This window comes from Streptomyces sp. GbtcB7 (assembly GCF_019091445.1).
Lineage (GTDB): Bacteria > Actinomycetota > Actinomycetes > Streptomycetales > Streptomycetaceae > Streptomyces > Streptomyces mirabilis.
The window spans coordinates 418,276-441,406 of record NZ_JAGXJM010000004.1 but is presented as its reverse complement, the minus strand read 5'-3'; the positions used below and the strand labels follow the sequence as shown (position 1 = coordinate 441,406).

21 protein-coding genes and 1 tRNA gene are annotated in these 23,131 nt (G+C 71.3%); 11 read left to right on the top strand and 11 right to left on the bottom strand.

The features are described from left to right. The first annotated feature begins 42 nt into the window (after nucleotides 1–42). Nucleotides 43–1,221 carry an SUKH-4 family immunity protein gene (locus KVT44_RS09835; RefSeq protein ID WP_217566715.1) on the top strand — a complete coding sequence of 393 codons (1,179 nt, stop codon included), beginning with the start codon at nucleotides 43–45 and terminating at the stop codon, nucleotides 1,219–1,221. A gap of 94 nt (nucleotides 1,222–1,315) precedes the next feature. On the opposite strand, the gene KVT44_RS09830 is transcribed toward KVT44_RS09835, so the two are convergent. Further along, a tRNA-Cys gene (locus KVT44_RS09830) sits at nucleotides 1,316–1,387 on the bottom strand. Between the two features lie 219 nt (nucleotides 1,388–1,606). On the opposite strand from KVT44_RS09830, the gene KVT44_RS09825 reads away from it, so the two are divergent. The 5 genes from KVT44_RS09825 to dapE all read left to right on the top strand — a co-directional run bounded on the left by KVT44_RS09825 (nucleotide 1,607) and on the right by dapE (nucleotide 8,968). Continuing rightward, nucleotides 1,607–3,049 (top strand): MFS transporter, encoded by a 1,443-nt coding sequence (locus KVT44_RS09825; RefSeq protein ID WP_217566714.1) that lies wholly within the window; start codon nucleotides 1,607–1,609, stop codon nucleotides 3,047–3,049. 255 nt (nucleotides 3,050–3,304) lie between these two features. After that, nucleotides 3,305–5,104, top strand: coding sequence for a DEAD/DEAH box helicase (locus KVT44_RS09820; protein ID WP_054229739.1), 1,800 nt, complete (start codon nucleotides 3,305–3,307; stop codon nucleotides 5,102–5,104). A gap of 429 nt (nucleotides 5,105–5,533) precedes the next feature. Continuing rightward, nucleotides 5,534–6,178 (top strand): IclR family transcriptional regulator, encoded by a 645-nt coding sequence (locus KVT44_RS09815; protein ID WP_217566713.1) that lies wholly within the window; start codon nucleotides 5,534–5,536, stop codon nucleotides 6,176–6,178. Nucleotides 6,179–6,380: 202 nt separating this feature from the next. After that, nucleotides 6,381–7,883, top strand: a complete 1,503-nt coding sequence (locus KVT44_RS09810; RefSeq protein ID WP_217566712.1) for an amino acid permease — start codon at nucleotides 6,381–6,383, stop codon at nucleotides 7,881–7,883. Beyond that, a complete protein-coding gene (gene dapE, locus KVT44_RS09805) occupies nucleotides 7,880–8,968 on the top strand; it encodes a succinyl-diaminopimelate desuccinylase (RefSeq protein WP_217566711.1) in 1,089 nt (362 codons plus the stop codon). Before KVT44_RS09810 ends, dapE begins: the two co-directional genes overlap by 4 nt. On the opposite strand, the gene KVT44_RS09800 is transcribed toward dapE, so the two are convergent. Next, nucleotides 8,949–9,770, bottom strand: a complete 822-nt coding sequence (locus KVT44_RS09800) for an alpha/beta fold hydrolase (RefSeq protein ID WP_217566710.1) — start codon at nucleotides 9,768–9,770, stop codon at nucleotides 8,949–8,951. The two genes, dapE and KVT44_RS09800, sit on opposite strands and share 20 nt — an antisense overlap. A gap of 94 nt (nucleotides 9,771–9,864) precedes the next feature. Here KVT44_RS09800 and KVT44_RS09795 point away from each other — a divergent pair, with 94 nt between their 5' ends. Next, on the top strand, nucleotides 9,865–10,380 hold the full coding sequence (locus KVT44_RS09795; RefSeq protein ID WP_308313940.1) for a MarR family winged helix-turn-helix transcriptional regulator: 516 nt from the start codon (nucleotides 9,865–9,867) through the stop codon (nucleotides 10,378–10,380). A 21-nt stretch (nucleotides 10,381–10,401) separates the two neighbouring features. Here KVT44_RS09795 and KVT44_RS59980 read toward each other — a convergent pair whose 3' ends face one another. Then, complete coding sequence (locus KVT44_RS59980) at nucleotides 10,402–11,979, bottom strand: CdaR family transcriptional regulator (protein WP_217566708.1); 1,578 nt, start codon at nucleotides 11,977–11,979, stop codon at nucleotides 10,402–10,404. A gap of 175 nt (nucleotides 11,980–12,154) precedes the next feature. On the opposite strand from KVT44_RS59980, the gene KVT44_RS09785 reads away from it, so the two are divergent. From KVT44_RS09785 to KVT44_RS09775, 3 genes are read left to right on the top strand one after another with little or no spacing between them, the layout of a single operon-like run. Beyond that, on the top strand, nucleotides 12,155–12,928 hold the full coding sequence (locus KVT44_RS09785) for a chorismate synthase (protein WP_099922407.1): 774 nt from the start codon (nucleotides 12,155–12,157) through the stop codon (nucleotides 12,926–12,928). Continuing rightward, nucleotides 12,925–14,046: an o-succinylbenzoate synthase gene (gene menC / locus KVT44_RS09780; RefSeq protein ID WP_099922408.1), complete on the top strand. Its 1,122-nt coding sequence runs from the start codon at nucleotides 12,925–12,927 to the stop codon at nucleotides 14,044–14,046. The genes KVT44_RS09785 and menC overlap by 4 nt, the downstream gene beginning before the upstream one ends. A 15-nt stretch (nucleotides 14,047–14,061) precedes the next feature. Beyond that, the gene (locus tag KVT44_RS09775; RefSeq protein WP_217566707.1) at nucleotides 14,062–14,850 is read left to right on the top strand and encodes a S16 family serine protease; all 789 of its coding nucleotides are present in this window, start codon (nucleotides 14,062–14,064) and stop codon (nucleotides 14,848–14,850) included. A gap of 13 nt (nucleotides 14,851–14,863) precedes the next feature. On the opposite strand, the gene KVT44_RS09770 is transcribed toward KVT44_RS09775, so the two are convergent. The 7 genes from KVT44_RS09770 to KVT44_RS09740 all read right to left on the bottom strand — a co-directional run bounded on the left by KVT44_RS09770 (nucleotide 14,864) and on the right by KVT44_RS09740 (nucleotide 20,101). Next, nucleotides 14,864–15,052, bottom strand: a complete 189-nt coding sequence (locus tag KVT44_RS09770; RefSeq protein ID WP_190173082.1) for a hypothetical protein — start codon at nucleotides 15,050–15,052, stop codon at nucleotides 14,864–14,866. Continuing rightward, a complete protein-coding gene (locus KVT44_RS09765) occupies nucleotides 15,049–15,651 on the bottom strand; it encodes a transcriptional regulator (RefSeq protein ID WP_217566706.1) in 603 nt (200 codons plus the stop codon). The genes KVT44_RS09770 and KVT44_RS09765 overlap by 4 nt, the downstream gene beginning before the upstream one ends. A gap of 75 nt (nucleotides 15,652–15,726) precedes the next feature. Beyond that, complete coding sequence (locus KVT44_RS09760; RefSeq protein WP_190173084.1) at nucleotides 15,727–16,716, bottom strand: glycine betaine ABC transporter substrate-binding protein; 990 nt, start codon at nucleotides 16,714–16,716, stop codon at nucleotides 15,727–15,729. After that, nucleotides 16,713–17,591 (bottom strand): ABC transporter permease, encoded by an 879-nt coding sequence (locus KVT44_RS09755; protein WP_217566782.1) that lies wholly within the window; start codon nucleotides 17,589–17,591, stop codon nucleotides 16,713–16,715. The genes KVT44_RS09760 and KVT44_RS09755 overlap by 4 nt, the downstream gene beginning before the upstream one ends. A gap of 101 nt (nucleotides 17,592–17,692) precedes the next feature. After that, nucleotides 17,693–18,970 carry a betaine/proline/choline family ABC transporter ATP-binding protein gene (locus KVT44_RS09750; RefSeq protein ID WP_217566705.1) on the bottom strand — a complete coding sequence of 426 codons (1,278 nt, stop codon included), beginning with the start codon at nucleotides 18,968–18,970 and terminating at the stop codon, nucleotides 17,693–17,695. After that, nucleotides 18,963–19,610 (bottom strand): ABC transporter permease, encoded by a 648-nt coding sequence (locus KVT44_RS09745; RefSeq protein ID WP_099922414.1) that lies wholly within the window; start codon nucleotides 19,608–19,610, stop codon nucleotides 18,963–18,965. The genes KVT44_RS09750 and KVT44_RS09745 overlap by 8 nt, the downstream gene beginning before the upstream one ends. Nucleotides 19,611–19,630: 20 nt before the next feature. After that, nucleotides 19,631–20,101 (bottom strand): Lrp/AsnC family transcriptional regulator, encoded by a 471-nt coding sequence (locus tag KVT44_RS09740; protein WP_054229681.1) that lies wholly within the window; start codon nucleotides 20,099–20,101, stop codon nucleotides 19,631–19,633. Nucleotides 20,102–20,223: 122 nt separating this feature from the next. Here KVT44_RS09740 and hppD point away from each other — a divergent pair, with 122 nt between their 5' ends. Further along, nucleotides 20,224–21,369 (top strand): 4-hydroxyphenylpyruvate dioxygenase, encoded by a 1,146-nt coding sequence (gene hppD / locus KVT44_RS09735; protein ID WP_190173087.1) that lies wholly within the window; start codon nucleotides 20,224–20,226, stop codon nucleotides 21,367–21,369. A 97-nt stretch (nucleotides 21,370–21,466) separates the two neighbouring features. On the opposite strand, the gene KVT44_RS09730 is transcribed toward hppD, so the two are convergent. Next, nucleotides 21,467–23,077, bottom strand: coding sequence for a tetratricopeptide repeat protein (locus KVT44_RS09730; protein ID WP_217566704.1), 1,611 nt, complete (start codon nucleotides 23,075–23,077; stop codon nucleotides 21,467–21,469). Nucleotides 23,078–23,131: the final 54 nt, after the last annotated feature.

Below are 23,131 nucleotides of genomic sequence, written 5' to 3'. Positions count from 1 at the left end.
CCCCGCGAGAAGCACATATGCGTTCACATGCGCGGGGGAGCCATGAGCACGACTGACACCGATGTCGTCGGCGCGATCACGCTGACCGAGGACGAGCTGGATCCATACATCACGCACACGGACACACGGCAGTGGCTGACGGGGCCCGGGCTGCCGGCCGAGGGCACGCTGCTGGGCTTCGGCGCCCTGCGGGAGCACGGGCTGCGCAGGGTCGCCGACCTGGCCGGTGACGCCGACAAACTCGCCACGGAACTCCAGGACCAGCTGGTCGTGGGAGCCCTGCGGACCTTCGACCGGGACCTGGAGTCGATCGTCCTGGACGGGGCGACGGGGAACGTCGCCACGACGTACTTCTTCTCAGACCCGGCTCTGATGGACCTCGCGCCCCTGGCACCCTCCCTGGAAGCCCTGGTGCGTTTCTCGGCGGCGACGGAGGAACTGACGGCGTCCCGCGGACGGTTCGCCTCCTACGAGGGCCGGTTCGGCGCGAAGGCGGTCACGGAGGCCTCCGAGTCCCTCGCCGCGGTCTTCGAGGCGGGCGCGGGCGGCGAGGTGGCGCCGTACTGGCGGATGGCCGCCCTGATCCGCCCCCTCGCCCGGATCGCGGGCCCCGGCGAGGGCCTCGTCCTCGACCTGCCCAAGCGGCTGCTGGACGAGGAGTTCGGCGCGGGCGCGATCATGCGCTTCGAGGACGTCGACTTCCCGCCCGCGCTCGTGCACGAGCCGACCCGTCGCTTCCTGCGCGAGACCGGCCTGCCCGAGGACGGCCTCCTCTTCCAGCTGGACACGGAAGTGCCCCTGCCGGCCCTCGCCGACTACTACGCGGACCAGCGCCCCGACGACTTCTCCGCCGACGAACTCCCCCCGACGGCCGACCGCCTGATACGCCTCGGCTACCTCATCGAGGACACCAGCCTCGTGGTGGACGGCACCACGGGCGCGGTCCTCGCCTGGAGCGAGCCGGACATCACCCTGCGCCCCCTCAACGCCGACATCTCCACCCTCGCCTTCACCCTCTGGCTGCTCCACCGCGAGAAGGCCCTCGACGCGACCCACGACCTCACCGACTCCTACGAACAACTGGCCGCCACCATGGCCCAGACCCTCGCCACGGTCGACCCGATCGCCTGCGACCCCACCCCCACGCTGGAGGGCGACGACGGCTGGCGCTACTGGCCGGAGATATTCGAGGACGAGGCGGGCGGCACCCTCCACGGCTAGCCGCAGGACGGCGACACCGCCCGAACCGCCCACACCGCCCGCACAAACAGATCGGCCGCCCCCGGTCACGGGGACGGCCGACAGATCTCACAAGAGGCCGTGGCGGGAATTGAACCCGCGTAACTCGCTTTGCAGGCGAGCCCCTGAACCACTCGGGCACACGGCCGTTCTCAGGTGCGGCACGGCTCACTCGTTCCGAACCTGATGGGTTGAACGTAGGCGGGGCGGAGGGTGGGGCTCAAGAGGCGCGGGAGCGCTGCAACGGGACTGCCATACGCCGTTCATGAATGCCGGTTCCCGGACCTGTGGCGTACGACCAAAGACCCAGGCGATCACGGTCTTTGGACAGGAGTCACTGTCAGTCGTGGCCCTTACGCTGACGGCCATGACAGCGCTGGAAGCACGTGATGCCGCGGCCGCCCCGCCCGAGGGCAAGGGGGAGGGGGGTGTGCTGAGCCGTCCCTATCGGGCGCTCAGCATCGGGATCGTGTTCGTGGAGCTGCTGATCGCCTTCGAGGCGACGGCCGTCGGGACGGCGATGCCCGTCGCGGCGCGGGAGCTCGACGGGGTGTCGTTGTACGCGTTCGCGTTCTCGGCGTATTTCACGACGAGCCTGTTCGGGATGGTGTTCGCCGGACAGTGGGCGGACCGCGACGGGCCTCTGGCGCCGCTGACCACGGGGATCACGGCCTTCGCGGCGGGACTGCTGCTGTCCGGGACGGCCGGGACCATGTGGCTGTTCCTTCTCGGGCGGGCGGTGCAGGGGCTCGGCGGCGGGCTGGTCGTCGTGGCGTTGTACGTCGTCGTGGTGCGGGCCTACCCGGAGCGGCTGCGGCCGGCGATCATGGCGGCGTTCGCGGCGAGCTGGGTGATTCCGTCCGTGGTCGGACCGTTGATCGCGGGCACGGTCACCGAGCACCTGGGCTGGCGCTGGGTGTTCACCGGGATACCGGTGCTGGTCGTGTTTCCGCTGGCGCTCGCGCTGCCGCGGATACGACGACTGTCGTCCGGGCGGTCGGCGGACGAGGGGACCGCCGGCCGCGAGCCCTTCGAGCGGCGGCGCATCCGGCTGGCGCTCGGGATCTCGCTCGGCTCCGGACTCCTCCAGTACGCCGCCCAGGACCTGGACCCGCTCTCCCTCGTCCCTGGCCTCGCGGGCGCCGCGCTGCTCGTCCCGGCCGTCCTCGGGCTGTTGCCGCGCGGCACCTACCGGGCGGCGCGCGGGCTGCCGTCCGTGGTGCTGCTGCGCGGGTTGGCGGCCGGTTCCTTCATCGCCGCCGAGTCCTTCGTGCCCCTCATGCTGGTCACCCAGCGCGGGCTGTCGCCGACACTCGCCGGGTTCTCCCTCGCGGCGGCCGGCGGCACCTGGGCGCTGGGGTCGTATGTGCAGTCGCGGCCACGCGCGGAGCCGTACCGGGACCGGCTGATGTTCCTCGGGATGGTGCTGCTCGCGGCTGCCGTCGCCGTCGTGCCCAGTGTGCTGATCCCCGCTGTGCCCGTGTGGATCGTCGCCGTCGCCTGGGGGTTCGGCTGCTTCGGGATGGGGCTGGTGATCGCCTCGACCAGCGTGCTGCTGCTGCGCCTCTCGACGCCGGAGGAGGTCGGCTCCAACTCCGCCGCGCTCCAGATCTCCGACGGCCTCGCCAACATCGTGCTCCTCGCGGCGGGCGGCGCGGCGTTCGCGGCGCTGGGCGGCGGCAAGGTCGCGGAGACGGCCACCTCGACGGCCGACGGCTCCCATCCCACCGCGTTCGCCGCCGTGTTCCTGCCGATGGCCGGGGTGGCGTTGGTGGGGGCCTGGGTGACGACGCGATTGCGAGAGCGGTGATCTGCGAGGAGAGCGGCGCTCCGGTTCGGCGGGTGCGGTCCCCGTGTACGGGCCGGCCTCGTACTGCCTGGTCATCGACGTGGCGGCCGGTGTCGAGCACGGCATCGGGGTGATCGGTGGGCGGTTGCGGGGTTTGTGAGGTGGGTCCCATCCGTGGGTGACCCGGCGTCGTCCGCGCGTTGACAGCTCCGGGGCGCCGGTAGGGTGGCCCGGTTGTCATACGTAGCCGAGCCGCTCGACCCAACCACGGAGACCGTGACTACCACCGCCGCCAGCGCATCCACCTCGCACCACCTCTCACCCGCCTTCCCCGGCCGCGCCCCCTGGGGTACCGCCAGCAAGCTGCGTGCCTGGCAGCAGGGGGCGCTGGAGAAGTACATCCAGGACCAGCCCCGCGACTTCCTGGCCGTCGCCACACCCGGCGCCGGCAAGACGACGTTCGCGCTGACGCTCGCGTCCTGGCTGCTGCACCACCACGTCGTGCAGCAGGTGACCGTGGTCGCGCCGACCGAGCACCTGAAGAAGCAGTGGGCGGAGGCCGCCGCGCGGATAGGGATCAAGCTGGATCCCGAGTACAGCGCCGGTCCGCTCAGCAAGGAGTACCAGGGCGTCGCCGTGACGTACGCGGGTGTGGGCGTGCGGCCCATGCTCCACCGCAATCGCGTCGAGCAGCGCAAGACCCTCGTCATCCTCGATGAGATCCACCACGCCGGTGACTCGAAGTCCTGGGGCGAGGCCTGCCTCGAAGCGTTCGAGCCCGCCACGCGGCGGCTCGCGCTCACCGGTACGCCCTTCCGGTCCGATACCAACCCCATTCCCTTTGTGACGTATGAAGAGGGAAACGACGGGATTCGGCGGTCTTCCGCCGACTACACCTACGGGTACGGGTCCGCGCTGGGGGACGGGGTCGTGCGGCCCGTCATCTTCCTCTCCTACAGCGGCAACATGCGGTGGCGCACGAAGGCGGGGGACGAGATCGCGGCCCGGCTCGGCGAGCCGATGACCAAGGACGCCATCTCGCAGGCCTGGCGCACCGCGCTCGACCCGCGCGGCGAGTGGATGCCCAGTGTGCTGCGCGCCGCCGACCAGCGGCTGACCGAGGTCAGGAAGGGCATCCCGGACGCGGGTGCGCTGGTCATCGCCTCCGACCAGGACTCCGCGCGCGCGTACGCCAAGCTCATCCGCGAGATCACCGGGACGAAGGCGACCCTCGTCCTGTCCGACGACACCGGCGCGTCCAACAGGATCGACGAGTTCAGCCACAGCGAGGACCGGTGGATGGTCGCCGTCCGCATGGTGTCCGAGGGCGTCGACGTGCCGCGGCTCGCCGTCGGCGTGTACGCCACCACCATCTCCACGCCCCTCTTCTTCGCGCAGGCCGTCGGCCGTTTCGTACGGTCCCGGCGGCGCGGCGAGACCGCCTCCGTCTTCCTCCCGACCGTCCCCGACCTCCTCGGCTTCGCCAACGAGATGGAGGTCGAGCGCGACCACGTCCTCGACAAGCCCAAGAAGGAGGGCGAGGAGGACCCGTACGCCGAGTCCGAGCAGGAGATGGACGAGGCGAACCGGGAGCAGGACGAGGACACCGGCGAGCAGGAGCAGTTCTCCTTCGAGGCGCTGGAGTCCGAGGCCGTCTTCGACCGAGTGCTGTACGACGGCGCCGAGTTCGGGATGCAGGCCCACCCGGGGAGCGAGGAGGAGCAGGACTACCTCGGGATTCCGGGGCTGCTCGAACCCGACCAGGTGCAGCTGTTGCTCCAGAAGCGGCAGGCGCGGCAGATCGCGCACAGCCGCAAGAAGCCCGACGAGGAGGCCGACCTCCTCGAACTGCCCGCCGAGCGACGGCCCGTGGTCTCGCACAAGGAGATGCTGGAGCTGCGCAAGCAGCTCAACACCATGGTCGGCGCGTACGTCCACCAGAGCGGCAAGCCGCACGGCGTGATCCACACCGAACTGCGCCGCGTGTGCGGGGGGCCGCCGAGCGCGGAGGCGACGGCGGGTCAGCTGCGGCAGCGGATCGCCAAGGTGCAGGAGTGGGCCACCCGTATGCGGTGACGCTGGCGCTGTGCCGGGGCGGTCGTGGTTCGTGGGGCGCTTGTTGTGTTTCGGCTGCGGATCGGCTGTGGCTGGTCGCGCCCACGCGGCGGAGCTGCATGATGTCAGCGCCCCGCGCCCCTTCGGGGGCGCGTTCGTTTGCGTGTGCGCCGTGCGTATCGGGACAAAGGTCTGGCAAAGGGGAGGAGTTCGTACCAGGATGTGACCGGATTCTGGACGGAGACTTCCGCTGAGCGAACTGGCTCGCTACTGTCCCGCTACGCACACGCCCCGTGGCAGCGCCGCCGCGGAGCGCAGCCGTGTAGCGACTCCGCCCGGGAAGAGCCCGGGTCGTCAGCCGACGGCGGCCTCTGAAGCGCGTCGCCGACGGGACTCGGAGACGCAACCGCCGCGAGGGGCCGCCGACCTCACCACTAAGGAGTGGGCGTCGTGACCGCGGAGACCTCTCAGACGCTCGACCGGGGACTGCGTGTCCTCAAGTTGCTCGCCGACACGGACCACGGGCTGACCGTCACCGAGCTCTCGAACAAACTGGGCGTCAACCGGACCGTTGTGTACCGCCTGCTCGCCACGCTGGAACAGCACGCGCTCGTACGCCGGGATCTGGGCGGCCGCGCCCGGGTCGGGCTGGGGGTACTGCGGCTGGGGCGCCAGGTGCATCCGCTGGTACGGGAGGCCGCGCTGCCGGCGCTGCGCGCGCTGGCCGAGGACATAGGGGCCACGGCCCATCTCACGCTCGTCGACGGCACCGAGGCGCTCGCTGTCGCCGTCGTGGAGCCGACGTGGACGGACTATCACGTCGCCTACCGCGCCGGGTTCCGCCATCCGCTGGACCGGGGCGCCGCGGGCCGCGCGATCCTCGCCGCCCGGCAGCCCGGGCGGGCGGACGCCCCGGGATACACGCTCACGCACGGGGAGTTGGAGGCAGGCGCGAGCGGGGCCGCCGCTCCCCTGATAGGGGTGACCGGGGTCGAGGGCAGCGTCGGCGTCGTCATGCTCGCGGACTCCGTGCCGGAACGGGTGGGGCCGAGGGTCGTGGACGCGGCGCGGGAGGTCGCGGACGCACTGCGCTGAGACCCCGGGCCCGCACGGTGCTGACTTGACGCCCCGTACTCCGTTGCGCTGACGGCCCTTGTTTCCAGTCACCCCCTGGCTTTGGCCGACCCGCCAAACCGTCCCCGCCATCTCTGGCCGATGCTCCCACCGTCCGTCGCCCCGCCCTCCGCATGATCAGGGCACTGAAGGCGGATCGGTGAACGGCGCAGGGAGACAAGGCGTGGAGACGGAGACGGTACGTACACGGCCGGACGTCGGCCGAGGAGGCGGACGGGCTGCTCGGCTGACCCGGCGTCAGGGGGTCGGATCGCTGGTCGCCGAGGCCGCCGGGAGCCCGCTCAGGCGGACCATGGGCGTCGGGCAGCTCACCCTGCTCAGCGTGGGCGCCACGCTCGGCACCGGCATCTTCGTGGTCCTCGGCCAGGCGGTGCCCGAGGCCGGTCCCGCCATCGTCGTGTCGTTCGTCCTCGCCGGAGTGACCGCGCTGTTCTCCGCGCTGTCGTACGCCGAACTGGCCGGCATGATCCCGGGCTCCGGCTCCTCCTACAGCTACGCGTACGCCACCCTCGGCGAGCTCGTCGCCTGGGTGTGCGGCTGGTGTCTGATCCTGGAGTACGGGGTGTCCGTGGCCGCCGTCGCGGTCGGCTGGGGGCAGTACGTCAACGAACTGCTCGACCTGACCGTCGGGGTCACCCTCCCCGACACGCTCAGCGCGCCGCCCGGCGTCGGCGGTGTGCTCAACATCCCCGCCGCCGCCATCGTCGTCCTCGCCATGGTCGTGCTGCTCCGCGGAGCGAAGGAGAGCGCCGTCGCCAACACCGTCATGGTCGGCGTGAAGATCGCCGCCCTGGTGATGTTCTGCGCGGTCGCCTTCACCGCCTTCCGCGCCGGGAACTTCACGCCCCTCTTCCCGCTCGGCACCGCCGGCATGAGCGCGGGCGCCGCCTCGCTCTTCTTCTCCTACATCGGCTTCGACGCCGCCTCGACGGCGGGGGAGGAGGCGAAGAACCCGCAGCGCGACCTGCCCCGCGCGATCCTCCTCTCCCTCGTCCTCGTCACCGCCCTGTACGTCCTCGTCGCGGTCGCCGCGCTCGGCGCGATGCCGTGGAAGAGGTTCGAGGGCACGGAGGCCACGCTGAGCGAGGTGCTCGTGCAGTCCGTCGGCGGCGGCAGCCTGTGGCCGATCCTGCTCTCCATCGGGGCGGTCGTCGCCACCACGAGCGTCGTGCTCACCGTCCAGTACGGGCAGATCCGCATCCTCTTCGCGATGTCGAGGGACGGGCTCGTGCCGCCGCTGTTCTCCAAGGTGCACCCCACCACCGGGGTGCCGCGCGCCAACACGGTCATCGTCTCCACCTTCATCGCCGTGCTCGCCGCGCTCGTCCCGCTGGGCGCGCTCGCCGACGCCACCAGCATCGGTACGCTCTTCGCCTTCATGCTGGTCAACCTGGCGGTCGTCCTGCTGCGCCGCCGCAGCCCGGAGGCACCCCGCTCCTTCCGGGTGCCCCTCTCGCCGGTGACGCCGATCCTGGGTGTGGGCTTCTGCGTCTACATGCTGTTCAGCCTGGGGCCGGACACCTGGGCCGCGTTCGGCGCGTGGATGGTCGTCGGCCTGGTGATCTACTGGCTGTACGGGATCAAGCACTCCAAGCTCGGCGACAGACTCGGCTCCGGTGACGAACTCGGCTCCGGCGACAAGCTCGGCGACAAGGAAGTGGCGTGAGCACCCTCGGCCACACCCTCGATCTCACCGCCGACGTCGTCGCCCTCACCCGCGCCCTCGTCGACCTCCCCTCCGAGAGCGGCGAGGAGGCCCGGCTCGCGGACGCCGTCGAGGCGGCCCTCGCCACCCTCCCGCACCTCACCGTGGAGCGGATCGGCAACTCGGTGGTCGCCCGCACCGACCTCGGTCACCCCGAACGGATCCTGATCGCGGGCCACCTGGACACCGTGCCCGCCGCCGGGAACCTGCCGTCCCTCCTGCGGGGCGACCTGCTGTACGGGCTCGGCGCCTGCGACATGAAGGGCGGAGTCGCCGTCGCACTCCGGCTGGCGGCGACGGTCCCCGAGCCCACCCGGGACCTCACGTACGTCTTCTACGAGTGCGAGGAGGTCGAGGGTGACCGCAACGGGCTGGGCCGGATCGCCGCCGTACGGCCGGAGTTGCTGAACGCCGACCTCGCGATCCTCATGGAGCCGTCCGACGCCGGGGTCGAGGCGGGCTGCCAGGGTGTGCTGATGGCCGACATCACGGTCCGCGGCGAGCGCGCGCACACCGCGCGCGCCTGGCGGGGGGTGAACGCCGCGCACCGCGCCGGGGCCGTCCTCCAGCGCCTCGTCGATCACACCCCGGAGCGGGTCGTGATCGACGGCCTGGAGTACCGGGAGGGACTGAACGCCGTCGCCGTACGCGCCGGGGTCGCGGGCAACGTCGTCCCCGACGAGTGCGTGATCACCGTCAACTCCCGCTTCGCTCCGAGCCGTTCGGCACAGGAGGCGGAGAAGTACGTACGGGATCTCTTCCCCGAGGACGAGTACGAGGTCGACGTCACGGAGGTCGTGCCGGGCGCGCTGCCCGGGCTCGACCGGCACGCGGTCGCCTCGCTCGTCCGTGTACTGGGGGCCACGCCCCGTCCGAAGCTGGGCTGGACGGACGTGGCCCGTTTCGCCGCCCTCGGCACGCCCGCCCTGAACTACGGCCCCGGCGATCCGGTCCTCGCCCACACGGCGGGGGAGTACGTCCCCGTGGCGCAGCTGCGGGCGTGCGAGGAGCGGCTGTCGGAGTGGCTCACGCGGGGAGGCGGCTGAGCCACTCCAACAGGAACTTGGTGAAGACGTAAGGCTGTTCCATGTTGGCGTAGTGGGCGGTGCCCTCGACGGTGGCCGTGCGGCCGTCGGCGACGGCGTCGACGAGGCGGTCGGCCATCGCGATCAGACCGGCCGCGTCCAGGGCGCCGTTGATGGCCAGGACGGGGACCGTGATGCTCTTGGCGCGCGCCGGGATGTCGGTCACGGGGACGGACCGGTCGGGTTCGTCGGGCGTGTGCTTGGAAATGGTCCCCCGCGCCATTTCCCGTACCCGCCGTACGACCTCCGGGTCCACCTCGTCGAGCGTGCGATGCGGGCCGGCCACGGCCGAGGCGAAGATGTCGACCCAGCCGTCGATGTCGCCGGCGGCCAGGGTGCCGTCCCAGCTGTTCTGGATGTCCAGGGTCCAGGCGTCGGTGTCCTGCGGGTCGGTGATCCCGGCGCCGCTGACGACGAGCGCGCGGACGAGGTCCGGGTGTTCCAGCGTGGTGTCGACCGCGGTGGCCCCGCCCATCGACATTCCGACGAGGACCGCGGGGCCCGTGCCGAGGTGGCGCAGGAGGGCGGCGAGGTCGTCGGTGGGGCGGAAGGGCTTCGTCGCGTTGGCGGACCGGCCGTGGCCGCGGGCGTCGGGCGCGATCACCCGGTGGCCGACCGCGAGGAGCGGCACCAGGTCGTCCCACATGCGGTGGTCGGTGAAGCCGCCGTGCAGCAGCACCAGCGGGGGACCGGTGCCGACGTCGCGGTAGGCGAGCGGACCGTCGGCGGACTCGAACATGAACACCTGTGCGGCATCGGTCATGACAACTCCTGAGGGACATCCGAGAGGCATCAGTTATGACAACTAAGGTGTCATGTTGAGGTCGACTTGGCAACCAAGGTGTCATCCTGTTTCCGTGACCCACACCAGCAAGCCCGACACCGGCAAGCCCGACGACAAGCCCGACGACTCCAAGCCGCTCCCGCCCGACGACCTCGCCCCCCGCCTCTACGAGGTGTTCGCCGTACTGGGGCCCCTGTACCGGCGCGTGAGCCGCAAGGTGGAGCTGAACGAGCCGATCGAAGGCCTGTCCATCGGCGTGCGCGCCGTCCTGGATCTCCTGCGCGCGCAGGGGCCCCTGACGGTCCCCCAGATGGGGCGCGCGCAGGCGCTCAGCCGTCAGTTCGTGCAGCGGATGGTCAACGAGGCGGCGGCCCACGGCCTGGTCGAGGCCGTCGCCAACCCCGCGCACCAGCGGTCCTCGCTGATCCGGCTGACCGACGACGGTCGTACGGCCATCGACGCGGTGATCACCCGCGAGAGCGCGCTGCTGAAGCGAGTGGGCGGCGACCTCACCGACGCGGACGTGGAGAGGTGCGTACGGGTGCTGACGCGCATGCTGGAGGTCTTCGAGGACGTGGACGTCAACTGACGGCCGGGCCCGAAGGGCGGCTCAGTGACGGCTGCCGAGCCCGCCCAGCGTCCTCAACTGGAGCCACAGCACCAGCCGTTCGTCGGGATCGTCGAGGTCGATGCCGAGCTGCTGCTGGGCCTGCCGGAGGCGGTAACGGCAGGTGTTGGCGTGCACGGCGAGCAGCCGCGCCGCGCCCGCCATGTCGCAGCCCGCGTCCAGCCAGGCGACGAGGGTCCGCGCGTACTCGGTGCCATGCTCGGCGTCGTGCGCGAGGACCCGCCGCCACCCGCCCGCGCTCAACTCCCGCCGCTCGCCCAGGACTTCGGCCAGCCGCAGCAGGGTGACGCGCGGCCTCACCTCCTCCACGGTCGCCACCGGCAACTCGGGGCCCAGGACCCGCAGGACGAGGTCGGCGTCGTCCCGGGAGGCCCGCACCTCCGCGAGCCCGCCGACCACATCCCCCAGCCCGGCCCGCACGGGCACCCGCAACGCCTGCCCGGCCCGCCCCACGATGTCCTCCGCCAGCCCCCGATGGCGCGCCCCGCCCCGCTCCCCGACCGCCGGCAGCAGCGCGTACACGACCCCGTCGACGAGGACGCCCGCGTGCCGCCCGTAGCGCGCCTCGCACTGCAGGCGTACGAGATCCAGGAGCCGTAGCGCGGTCTGTTCGACGTCCGCCGCCGAGACGCTGGAGTCCAGGACGAAGGCGGCCACGCGCACGGGCGCCGGGTTTCCGTCCGGGCCGAGGCCCATGCCCAGGCGGTGGGCGGCGCCCGCCGGGTCGGCTGTGCCGTCGAGCAGGCGGCGCAGCAGGTCGCCGTTCTGGTGGCGGGCCAGTTCCTGCGCGGCGCGGGCCCGCAGCAGGAGCAGCGCCGCCGTGGACGCGCCCTGGGCGAGGGCCTCCTCGGCGTCCGGCGCGAGGCCACCGTCGTCGACGACCCAGAGCGAGCCGAGGGTCTCGCCGCCGGCCCGCACGGCGACGGCGAGCCGCGGCAGGTTGTCGCTGCCCGTCAGCGCGGGCAGCCGGACCACGCCCTCGGCCGCGAACAGCACCCGGTACTGCTCCGAGTTGGCGGGGCTCCCGGGCACCTGGAGGCCGAGGATGCCCGTGCGGCGGTCCTCGTCGACCGGCTGCCCCGGAACCGTCGAGTAGGCGAGTATCCGCTGCCGCGGGTCCTCGATCGCGGTGGCGCCACCGACGGCCGCGGCCACCGCGTCGGCCAGCGCGAACAGGTCCCCCAGACCGCTCCCGGCGGCCGACGGCCGGGCGCCGATCGCGGAGGCCAGCAGCAGATGCACGTGGTGCCACGCGGCGTCCTCGTCCACGGACAGCAGGGCCACACCCGCCGACTCCGCCTCCGCGAGCGGGCCGTCCGGGCCGCGTACGACCAGCCCGCTCATGCCCGCCTCCGCCGCCGCCCGCGCCAGCGGCCCCGCCGCGGACGCCCGCACCCCGACCGCGAGCAGCAGCGCCCCGGGCGTGCGGGTCAGCGGCGCGTGGGCGTCGTACAGCAGCGCCTCGGTGACGGGCACGGCGAGCCCGGCGGGCGCGGTCTGCAGCCGTACGGAGGGGCCGCCGACGACGTCCAGCAGGTCACCGAGGGTGCAGGCGTCCACGCGGCTCCTTCCCGAGGGGATGGGGATGGGGGTGGGGATGGGGATGGGGATGGGGATGACAAGGATGGTCGGCCGGTCTCGGCCGGGCGTGGTTGGCCGATCTCATCAGGAACGTACGCGCGTGTTGTCCTGATGTACAACGCGGGCGCCACCGCGAGCTTCGACACTCGGTTCCATGACCGAAGAAGTGAGCATCCGTACCGTTCACGACGTCGCCGGGATCGCCGCGGTGGCCGACCTCTTCAGCGACGTCTGGCAGATGCCCCGCAGCAGCCCGCCCTATCCGGCGGAGGTGCTGCACAGCCTGGTGCACGCCGGGGGCGCGGTGCATGCCGCGTACGACGGGACACGGCTGGCCGGAGCCGCCGTCGCCGTGTTCGGGCAGCCGGGGCGGCAGGACACGTACTCCCTCGTCGCCGCGGCCGATCGCGGGCTCGGGTACGCCGTGAAGCAGGCCCAGCGAGCCTGGGCCCTGGAACGCGGCGCCCGCACCATGCGCTGGACCTTCGATCCGCTGGTCGGCCGCAACGCCCGCTTCAACCTGGTCAAGCTGGGGGCCACCGGCACGGAGTACCTGGTCGACTTCTACGGGCCCATGGCGGACGGGGTGAACGACGGGGACGAGAGCGACCGGCTGACGGTGACCTGGGATCTGACCGCGCCCCGCACGCCCCGGGAGACGGGCGACCGTGACGCCGCGCCCGCCACCCACCTCGCCCCCGACGACGCCTTCCTCGCCCGCCGCGACACCTCCGACCGGCACATCTGGTGCCGGGTCCCGGACGACATCGTCAAGCTGCGCGCCGCCGACCCGACGCTCGCGCTGCGCTGGCGCCACGCCGTCCGCGCGGTCTTCACGGAGGCCTTCGCCGAGGGGTACGTCGCCACCGGGATGTCCCGCGACGGCTGGTACACCCTCACCCGCCCCGCCACGGAAGGCGCCGCATGAAACTCGAACGCGTCGAAGTCGTCCACATCGCGCTGCCCCTCGTCACCCCCTTCCGTACCTCCTTCGGGACCATGACGACGAAGGACACCTTCCTCCTTCATGTCGTCACGGACGCGGCCGAGGGCTGGTCGGAGTTCGCCGCCGACCCCGAGCCGCTGTACTGCTCGGAGTTCGTGGCCGGCGCCGAGATCGTGCTCCGCGACTTCCTGCTGCCGCGCGTGGCCGCCCTCCCGCACCTCACGGCCGCCGCGCTCGCCCCCGCGATGGCGAAGATCAAGGGGCACGAGCTGGCCAAGGCGGCTCTGGAGACGGCCGTCCTCGACGCCGAGCTGCGCGCCTACGGCATGTCGCTCGCGACCTGGCTCGGAGCCGTCCGCGACCGCGTGCCCGCCGGGGTGTCGGTCGGCATCAAGGACTCCGTCCCGGCACTCCTCGACGACGTCGAGCGCTACCTCGCCGAGGGGTACGTCCGGATCAAGCTGAAGATCGAACCCGGCTGGGACCTGGAGCCCGTACGGGCCGTGCGCGAGCGCTTCGGGGACGCGCTGCCGCTCCAGGTGGACGCCAACACGGCGTACTCGCTCGCGGACGCCGAGCACCTGCGCCGGCTCGACGCGTTCGGACTGCTGCTCATCGAGGAACCGCTGGAGGAGAACAACCTCCACGCGCACGCACGGCTCCAGCAGCGCATCGCCACCCCCGTCTGCCTCGACGAGTCCCTGCACAGCGCCCGCGACACCGCCTCCGCGATCGCCATGGACGCCTGCCGGGTCGTCAACGTGAAGCCCGCCCGGGTCGGCGGCTACCTGGAGGCGCGCCGCATCCACGACGTCGCCCACGCGCACGGGGTACCGGTCTGGTGCGGCGGCATGCTGGAGACGGGCATCGGCCGGGCCCCGAACCTGGCCCTGGCGGCCCTGCCGGGCTTCACCCTCCCCGGTGACACCTCCGCCTCCAGTCGCTACTTCGCCGAGGACATCACCGAGCCCTTCGTCCTTCAGGACGGTCATCTGCCGGTGCCGCGCACCCCGGGCATCGGGACCGAGCCGCTGCCGGAGGCGCTGCGCCGCTTCACCACCGCCCGGCGGGACCTGTACGGAGGCCGCGCCGAGCGGTGACGTTAGATTGATCCCGTGCTCTCTCGCCTCACACGCCTCCAGGCCATCACCGTCTGCGCCGTTCCCGTCGTGGCCCTGCTCGCCACGGCGGCGTTCGCGCCGCTGCCGTTCTCCGTGGCGCAGCCCGGCATGACGGCGAACGTCCTGGGCGAGAACAAGGGCGACCCCGTGATCACGATCAGCGGAGCGCCCACCCGGAAGACGAACGGGCAGCTGCGGATGACGACGATCGAGGCGACCGGTCCGGACGCGACCGTCAGCCTGGGCGACGTGATCGACGGCTGGTTCCGTACGGACCGGGCCGTGATGCCGCGCGACTCGGTCTACCCGAGCGGGAACTCCGTCAAGGAGATCGAGCAGCACAACGCCGCCGAGATGAAGCAGTCCCAGGACACGGCCACCAAGGCGGCCCTGTCCTATCTGCACGAGAAGAACGACGTCAAGGTCACGCTCAAGCTGGCCGACGTCGGCGGACCCAGCGCCGGACTGCTCTTCACGCTCGGGATCATCGACAAGCTGGACGGCGACGGCGGCGGCGGCGACCTCACGGGCGGTCGTACCGTCGCGGGTACGGGGACGATCGACGCCGACGGCAAGGTCGGCGCGGTCGGCGGGGTCGCCCTGAAGACGCAGGCCGCCCGGCGCGACGGCGCGACGGTCTTCCTGGTCCCGAAGGCGGAGTGCTCGGACGCCAAGTCGGAACTGCCCAAGGGGCTGCGACTGGTTCCGGTGACCACGCTCAAGGGCGCGGTCGACGCGCTGGTGTCCCTGGAGAAGGGGAAGGGCTCGGTCCCCAGCTGCTAGCTAGCGGGCCGCGTCAGTGCGCGACGGCGACGCGGGGGGTGGCGGCGAGCCGCAGGCCGACTTCTACGAGGGTCCAGCCGAGGCGCGTCCGCAGTTCACCGGGGCGGCGGGCGGAGGCGGCCAGGCGGTGGGTCTCGGCCTGGGCCCGGAGCTCGGCGGCGCGGGTGTGGTGCAGGGCGAGGTGGGTCTCGGCGTGCGTCATGGGTGCGTCTCCGTTCGGTCCTGCGTGAGGGGGAAGGCGTGGGTGTGGAAGCGGACCTGTGCGGCCTCGGCGTCGTCCTCGGTGGCGGCCAGGTCGCGGTAGCTGTCGACGAGCGCGTGCATCTTCTCGATGAGTTCGCGGGTGAGTTCAGGGGTCAGCCGTAGCGTCGCGCTGCTCATGTCCCAGACGCGGGACCATTCCTCGGGCCACTGGGTCCGGTTGCCCAGCCAGGTCGACAGGTCCCGGGTCTGCGCGGTCGCGACCTCGTGGAGGTACATGTCGGCGGCCCCGCGCACGCCCGGGTCGGTGTCCATGAGCAGAGAGTCGTCGAACCTCAGGCCCCGGTGGGCCGCCTTCCACCACCGCTCCCGCCCCTTGCCCCGCTCCGGGGCGTCCTCGACGAAGCCGTGGGCGGCGAGTTGTCGCAGGTGGTAGCTGGTGGCACCGCTCGACTCGCCCAGCTTCTCGGCGAGCTGGGACGCGGTGGCCGGACCGCCGAAGCGCAGAGCGTCCAGGAGCTGCATGCGCAAGGGATGTGCGAGCCCGCGCAGCGAGCGGGCGTCGAGATTGCGGACCTGGGGATCCTGGGGCTCTTCCATGCATCCAAAGGTAGCGTTGCAAAGAAGTGGTTGCAAGGGTTTCTTTGCAACCACTTCTTTGGAAGCGTCGCCCGCTCACCCGCCCTTGACGAACCCCTCCTGCTTCATCCAGTCCAGCGCCACCTGATGCGGATCCTGCCCGTCCACATCCACCTTGGAGTTCAGGGTCTGGGCCATGTCGTTGTCGAGCTTCTTGGTGATCGGGTCCAGGACCTGGGCGATCGCCGGGTACTTCTTCAGGGCCTTGGAGTTGATCACGGGCGCCGCGTTGTAGTTGGGGAAGAACTTCTTGTCGTCCTCCATCACCGCCAGGTTCATCGACTTGATGCGCCCGTCGGTCGTGAACACCTCCCCGTACGTGCAACTCCCCTTCGCCACCTGGGTGTAGATGATCCCGGTGTCCATCTGCGTGATGTTCTTCGCGGGCAGACTCATCCCGTACGCCTTCTCCATGCCCGGCAGCCCGTCGGCCCGGTTGGCGAACTCGCTCTCCACGCACAGCGTGACCGCGCCCGGGTTCGACTTGGACAGCGCGGCCACGTCGGAGAGCGTCTTGGTGCCGTACTTCTTGAAGTTGGCCTGGTTCATGGCGAGCGCGTACGTGTTGTTGAGCGCGGACGGCGGCAGCCAGGTCAGCCCGTTCTTCAGGTCGGCGTCGTGCACCGCCTGCCACTGCTGCTGCGGATTGGGGATGGGCTTGCTGTTGCCGAGGTACGTGATCCAGGCGGTGCCCGTGTACTCGTACATCCCGTCCGCGTCCTTGCTTTTGACGGCCTCCCGCGCGCCGATCGAACCCTGGATGCCCGTCCGGTCGAGGACCTCCGCGCCGGCCGCCTGGAAGGCGATGCCCATGATCGCGCCGAGGATCAGCTGCTCGGTGAACTCCTTCGACGTCACCGTCAGATGGGCGCCCTTGAGCGGCCGCCCCTGCCCGATCGAGCCGGGTGCGACGTCGTCGACCATGGGGGAGCCGCTGGTGAGCCCGCAGCCGGCGGCCAGGACCAGCGCCCCGGCCAGCACCGGACCCGTACGTCTCGCGGCGGGCGCGGGACCCGTACGTCTCATGATTCTGCCTCCAGTCCGCGCGGCCTGAGCAGCAGTTCGACCAGGGAGGCGAGCCAGTCCACGAGCAGGGCCAGTGAGACCGTGAGGACCGAGCCGAGGACCAGGACGGGCATGCGCTGGGTGGTGATGCCGGTGGTGATCAGGACACCGAGGCCGCCGCCCCCGCCGAAGGTGGCGAGGGTCGCCGTGCCCACGTTCAGGACCAGGGCCGTCCGCACGCCCGCGAGGATCAGCGGCACGGCCAGCGGGAGTTCGATGCGGGTCAGCACCCCCAGGGGGGACATCCCGATGCCTCGGGCCGCCTCCAGCAGGGTCGGGTCGTTGGCCTTCAGGCCCGCGATCGTGTTGGAGAGGACCGGCAGGATGGCGTAGACGGTGATGCCGATCAGGGCCGCCCGCTGGCCGGTGCCCAGCCAGATGACCAGCAGGGCCAGCAGGCCGATCGCGGGCGTGGCCTGCCCCATGTTGGCGAGCGTCATCGCGACCGGGGTCGCCTTCCGGAACGCCGCCCGGGTGAGCAGGATGCCCAGGGGGATCGCGATGATCAGCACGAAGAAGGTGGAGATCGCGGTCAGCCGGATCTGCTGCCACAGGGCTTTCGACACCTGGCCGTTCGACAGCGCGTTCTCGGAGATCGGGTCCAGCCGGGCCTGCTGGAACCAGAGCCAGGTGGCCAGCAGTACGGCCGCGAGGACCAGGGGCAGGAAGGTCAGCTTCTGCCAGCTGATCCGGCGCTTGAGGACGACCTTCGGAGGTGGGGCCTCCCCTTCGACTCCGCTTTCACCGTCCCCGGGAAGGCCTTCGGGAAGGTCCTCGGGGAAGTCCCCGGAGTCCGGGGAGAACTCGCCGTCGTCCCGGAACGCGAGCCCCTTCACCTCGTGCTCGCCCTCGGGCCGCTCCCTGCGCTGATCCTTGCGCCGTTCCTTGCGCTGTTCCTTGGGCCGCTCCTTGGGCCGTTCCTCGGGTGGGGGAGTGCTCACGCCTTCGCCTCCCCGCCGCCCGCACCCTCCTGCTCGAAGTGGGTCTGCTGGGCGCGCGCCTCCTCCAGCTCGTGCTGGTGCTCCATCGCCTCCAGCCGGTCCTCCTCCAGCAACTCGTGCACGGAGTTCATCAGCGTCTCCATGTCGACGACACCGATGTACTCGCCGCGCCGCCCGGTGACCGCGACCCGGCCCGTGTTGTCGATGAGCACCGCCTCCAGCGCGTCCCGCAGCGTGGCGTCCCGGGTCACCGTGTCGTGCACCAGCGTGCCCGCCCGCGCCAGCGAACCCCTGGCCCGCATCAGGTCGCCGCGCCGCAGCCACTTGTAGGGGCGGCCCCGCCGGTCGAGCAACAGGATCTCGTTCGTGCCGCTGCTTCTGAGCTTGTTGAAGATCTCCTGGAGCGGGTCGTCCACGGTCACCGTCGGACAGTCGGTGATCTCCACATCCCGTACCCGGGTGAGGTTGAGCCGCTTCAGCGCCGCGCCCGCGCCCACGAACCCCGACACGAAGTCGTCGGCCGGGTTGGTGAGGATCGCCTCCGGGGTGTCGAACTGCGCGATGTGCGAGTGCTCGCGCAGCACCGCGATCCGGTCACCGAGCTTGATCGCCTCGTCGAAGTCGTGGGTGACGAAGACGATCGTCTTGTGCAGCTCGCGCTGGAGCCGGATCAGCTCGTCCTGGAGGTGGTCGCGGGTGATCGGGTCCACGGCGCCGAAGGGCTCGTCCATCAGCAGCACGGGCGGGTCGGCCGCGAGCGCCCGGGCCACGCCCACGCGCTGCTGCTGGCCGCCGGAGAGCTGGCGCGGATAACGGCCCTGGAACTCGGCCGGGTCGAGGCCGACCAGGTCCAGCATCTCCTCGACGCGCGCTCTGACCCGCGACTTCGACCAGCCGACCATCTTCGGTACGAGGGCGATGTTCTGGGCGACCGTCATGTGCGGGAAGAGCCCGGACGCCTGGATGGCGTAGCCGATCTTGCGGCGCAGCTTCACCGGGTCCATGTCGGTGACGTCCTCGGCGTTGATGCGGATGCGGCCGCTGGTCGGTTCGATCAGCCGGTTGATCATCTTGAGCGTGGTGGACTTGCCGCATCCCGACGGGCCCACGAAGACGACCAGTTCGCCCGCCTTGATCTCCATGTTGACGCTGTCCACGGCGGGTTCCCGGCTGCTGGGGTAGCGCTTGGTGAGGTTCTCCAGCTCGATGGTGGCGCCGGTCGTGGAGGTGTGCGCGCCCTCGGGTGGCCCTGCGACCTCGGTCGTCTCAGGCACGGATCCCCCTCGGAATGGTCAGCCGGCCGATGAGGACGTAGGCGGCGTCGAACAGCAGCGCGAGGATGATGATCCCGATCGTGCCCGCGAGTACCTGGTTGAGCGCGTTCCTGCTGCCCAGGGACGCGAGGCCGCGGAAGATCTCGTTGCCGAGGCCGGGGCCGGAGGCGTACGCCGCGATCGCCGCGATGCCCATCAGCATCTGTGTGGAGACCCGGATGCCGGTGAGGATCGGCGGCCAGGCCAGCGGCAGCTCGACCTTCAGCAGCCGGGCCGGACCGGACATGCCGATGCCCTTCGCCGCGTCCACCAGCGCGGGGTCGACCCCGCGCAGGCCCACGATCGCGTTGCGCACGATCGGCAGCAGCCCGTACAGCGTCAGCGCGATCACCGTGGGCGGCACGCCCAGGCCCACGATCGGGATGAGCAGACCGATCATGGCGAGCGAGGGGATGGTCAGGATGGTGGAGGTGGTGGTCGTGGCGACGCCGCCCGCCCAGTCGCTGTGATAGGTGACGACGCCGATCACCACACCGATGAGCGTCGCGACGACCATGCACTGGAAGACCACGCTGGCGTGCTGGTACGCGTCCGTGAGCAGCTGCTGATGGCGGCTGCTCAGGTACTGCCAGAAGTTCACGCCACCTCCCCGGTCGTCGGTCAGTGCTCGGTCGCCGCCTGCTCCACCAGCGGGATGATCCGCAACGGAACGGGGTTCTCCATGACGATCGCCGTGGAGGCCCGGACGATGCCATCAAAACCGACGACCCGGTCGATCACACGTTGGAGATCGGCGTTCGAGCGGGCCACCAGGCGACACAGCATGTCGCCGCTGCCGGTGGTCGTGTGCAGCTCCAGCACCTCGGGGACGGTCGCCAAGTGTGCCCGTACGTCGGTGCCTTGTCCCTGCCTGATCTGCAGCGTCGCGAAGGCCGTGACGGGGTAGCCGAGTGCGGCCGGATCCACCTGCGGACCGAATCCCCGGATGACTCCATTCGATTGAAGGCGGTCAAGCCGGGCCTGCACGGTGCCGCGTGCGACCCCGAGCCGCCGGGACATCTCCAGCACGCCGATGCGCGGCTCCTCGGCCAACAGCACGATGAGCCGCCCGTCCAGGTGATCGATCGCCATGCCGCCCTCCCGGGTGGTCATCATGTACAGAACGCCCGCTCGCATGGACGTTTTGCTGAGCACATTGTCCAGCTATCCCGCAAACTATTGCGCACCTTGTGGAACGGAGAGAGTCTGCGGCCATGACGCAGACCACACACCTCACTCCCGACACCGCCCGGCAGGCAGACCCCTTCCCGGTCAAGGGAATGGACGCGGTCGTCTTCGCCGTCGGCAACGCCAAGCAGGCCGCGCACTACTACTCCACGGCCTTCGGCATGCGGCTGGTCGCCTACTCCGGACCGGAGAACGGCAGTCGCGAGACGGCGTCGTACGTCCTCGAGAACGGCTCGGCACGCTTCGTCCTCACCTCCGTCATCAAGCCCACCACCACCTGGGGCCACTTCCTGGCCGAGCACGTGGCCGCGCACGGCGACGGGGTCGTCGACCTCGCCATCGAGGTCCCGGACGCGCGCGCCGCGTTCGCGTACGCCGTCGAGCACGGCGCCCGCCCGCTCGCCGAGCCCTACGAACTCAAGGACGAGCACGGCACGGTCGTCCTCGCCGCGATCGCCACGTACGGCGAGACCCGCCACACCCTCGTCGACCGCTCCGGCTACGACGGCCCGTACCTCCCCGGGTTCACGGCCGCCGCCCCGATCGTCGAACCGCCCGCCCACCGCACCTTCCAGGCCATCGACCACTGCGTCGGCAACGTCGAACTCGGCCGCATGAACGAATGGGTCGGCTTCTACAACAAGGTCATGGGCTTCACGAACATGAAGGAGTTCGTGGGCGACGACATCGCGACCGAGTACAGCGCGCTGATGTCGAAGGTCGTCGCCGACGGCACGCTCAAGGTCAAGTTCCCGATCAACGAGCCCGCCATCGCCAAGAAGAAGTCCCAGATCGACGAGTACCTGGAGTTCTACGGCGGCGCGGGCGTCCAGCACATCGCGCTGAACACCAACGACATCGTGCAGACCGTACGCACCATGCGCGCGGCCGGGGTCCAGTTCCTGGACACGCCCGACTCGTACTACGACACCCTCGGCGAGTGGGTCGGCGACACCCGGGTCCCCGTCGACACCCTGCGCGAGCTCAAGATCCTCGCCGACCGCGACGAGGACGGCTATCTGCTCCAGATCTTCACCAAGCCGGTCCAGGACCGGCCGACCGTCTTCTTCGAGATCATCGAGCGGCACGGCTCGATGGGCTTCGGCAAGGGCAACTTCAAGGCGCTCTTCGAGGCGATCGAGCGGGAGCAGGAGAAGCGCGGCAACCTGTAGGAATCATTTGCGGATATCTGTCAGCCGTCATCTGTCAGCCGATGTCTGTCAGCGGCTATCTGCCGGCGGTTATCTGTCAGCGGTCAGCGGTCAGCGGTCAGCGTGACGCCGTGCGCCGCGGTGCCGGTGCCGGTGCCGCGGCCGGTGCCGATGCGTGTGGCCTGGGTCGACGGGTCGCCCGCGGGGCCGCCGGGTTCGCCGGGTTCGCCGGGTTCACGGCAGTGCCCGGCGGCCCCGCCGCGCCCTCCGGTTCCGCCGGGGTCTCGTCCTTGGGCTCGGGCGGCGGCTCCGCGGGCGGCTCGCCGAGGGCGGCCAGGTCGTGCCGGGCCTGGGGGGCGAGGACGGGGGAGAAGTACGGGTTGATCTGGAGGGACTCCGCGATGTGGCGGCGCGCAGGCGCGAGCAGGCCCAGCTCGCGTTCGATCTGCCCCCGGTGGTAGACGTACAGCGCGCTGCGGACGCCGCCGCCCTTCGTCTTGTCCGTCGCCTGCGTCGCGAACTTCAGCGCCTCCTCGTCCTCCTCCGCCCGGTGCAGCGCCCACCCCAGCGCGTCCGCGACGGCGACCCCGGGCTGGCGCGCCCACTCCTCGCGCAGCCGGCGCACCGCGTCCTCCGGATCGCCGTGGTCCGCCTCGAACAGCCCGAGGACCAGTTCGTCGTCGACACCGGCCGCGGCGTCGGTGCGCACCCGCTCCCGCAGCAGGGCGTACTGCGTCTGTGCCGCGTCGCGCACCCCCAGCGTCTCGTACAGCTCGCCCAGCTCCAGCGCGTACCGCGGATCGGGCTCCTGGGCGAGCGCTGTCTGGTACGCACGCAGCGCCTCCGCGCTGCGCCCGAGTGCCGCCAGCGCACGTCCCTGTCCGGCGAGCGCGCCGTGCTGGTCGGGGGCGATGCTCAGCGCGGCCTCGTAGTAGCGCAGCGACTCCTCGCGGTCCCCGCGCTCCCAGGCGAGCCGGCCCGTCTGCGCCAGCCACGTCGCCCGCTCGGCCGGAGCGGTGGCGCCCGCCGCCGCGTCCGCGAGGGAGGCCACCGCGTCCTCGCGCCAGCCGCGGTCCCAGTACACCTGGGCGGCCTCGGCCAGCACCGGCGGCCCGTGGTGCAGCCCCTGGAGCTTCTCCAGCGCGCCGCGGCTCGCCTTGTAGTCACCGAGGCCGCTGCAGGAGTCGATCAGCAGCGGATACGCCGTCCACCGCTTCGGCGCCAGCTTCAGCGCCTCCTCGGCCCACTTCCGCCCGGTCCGGAAGTCGTTGCGGGCGTTGGCGAGCGCGGCCAGCCCCTCCAGCGCCGTCAGGTTCCCCTTCGGCTTCGTCTCCAGCGACGTGCGCAGCGCCTGCTCGGCCTTCGGGAAGTACGCGGGTGTGGCCGTCCGCCGCCCCTGCTCCACATACGCCGCGCCGAGCACCGCCCACGACAGCTCGTCGCGCGGATGGGTGCGCAGATGGGCCTCGTGGTCGCCGATGAGCGCCACCAGATCGGGCAGCGCGGCGGGCACCCCGGCGCCCACCGCCGTCGCCGCCCGCGCCGCCGGACCCGACGACGGCGGTGCCGCGGTCCGCCGCTGCGAGGGCAGCAGCACCAGCATCCCGCCGAGGACGACAGACCCCGCCACCAGGCCGATCAGCACGTGCTTGGCGACGGAGGGACGCCGCCCGGAGGGCCCCTGGGGCGCGAGCCCCGTGAGCACCGGCTGTCGCTCTTCGATCTCCATGCCGCTCACTGTGCGTCAATACGAAGACCACACCCCGGCACGCCAAGCCCCGCG

Excerpts from the sequence above, each read along its gene's own strand:
- KVT44_RS09835 (WP_217566715.1), top strand. The coding sequence starts at position 43 with ATGAGCACGACTGACACCGATGTCGTCGGCGCGATCACGCTGACCGAG.
- KVT44_RS09825 (WP_217566714.1), top strand. The coding sequence starts at position 1,607 with ATGACAGCGCTGGAAGCACGTGATGCCGCGGCCGCCCCGCCCGAGGGC.
- KVT44_RS09800 (WP_217566710.1), bottom strand. The coding sequence starts at position 9,770 with ATGACCGATGCCGCACAGGTGTTCATGTTCGAGTCCGCCGACGGTCCG.
- KVT44_RS09785 (WP_099922407.1), top strand. The coding sequence starts at position 12,155 with ATGACCGAAGAAGTGAGCATCCGTACCGTTCACGACGTCGCCGGGATC.
- menC (WP_099922408.1), top strand. The coding sequence starts at position 12,925 with ATGAAACTCGAACGCGTCGAAGTCGTCCACATCGCGCTGCCCCTCGTC.
- KVT44_RS09770 (WP_190173082.1), bottom strand. The coding sequence starts at position 15,052 with ATGACGCACGCCGAGACCCACCTCGCCCTGCACCACACCCGCGCCGCC.
- KVT44_RS09765 (WP_217566706.1), bottom strand. The coding sequence starts at position 15,651 with ATGGAAGAGCCCCAGGATCCCCAGGTCCGCAATCTCGACGCCCGCTCG.
- KVT44_RS09760 (WP_190173084.1), bottom strand. The coding sequence starts at position 16,716 with ATGAGACGTACGGGTCCCGCGCCCGCCGCGAGACGTACGGGTCCGGTG.
- KVT44_RS09740 (WP_054229681.1), bottom strand. The coding sequence starts at position 20,101 with ATGGCGATCGATCACCTGGACGGGCGGCTCATCGTGCTGTTGGCCGAG.
- hppD (WP_190173087.1), top strand. The coding sequence starts at position 20,224 with ATGACGCAGACCACACACCTCACTCCCGACACCGCCCGGCAGGCAGAC.
- KVT44_RS09730 (WP_217566704.1), bottom strand. The coding sequence starts at position 23,077 with ATGGAGATCGAAGAGCGACAGCCGGTGCTCACGGGGCTCGCGCCCCAG.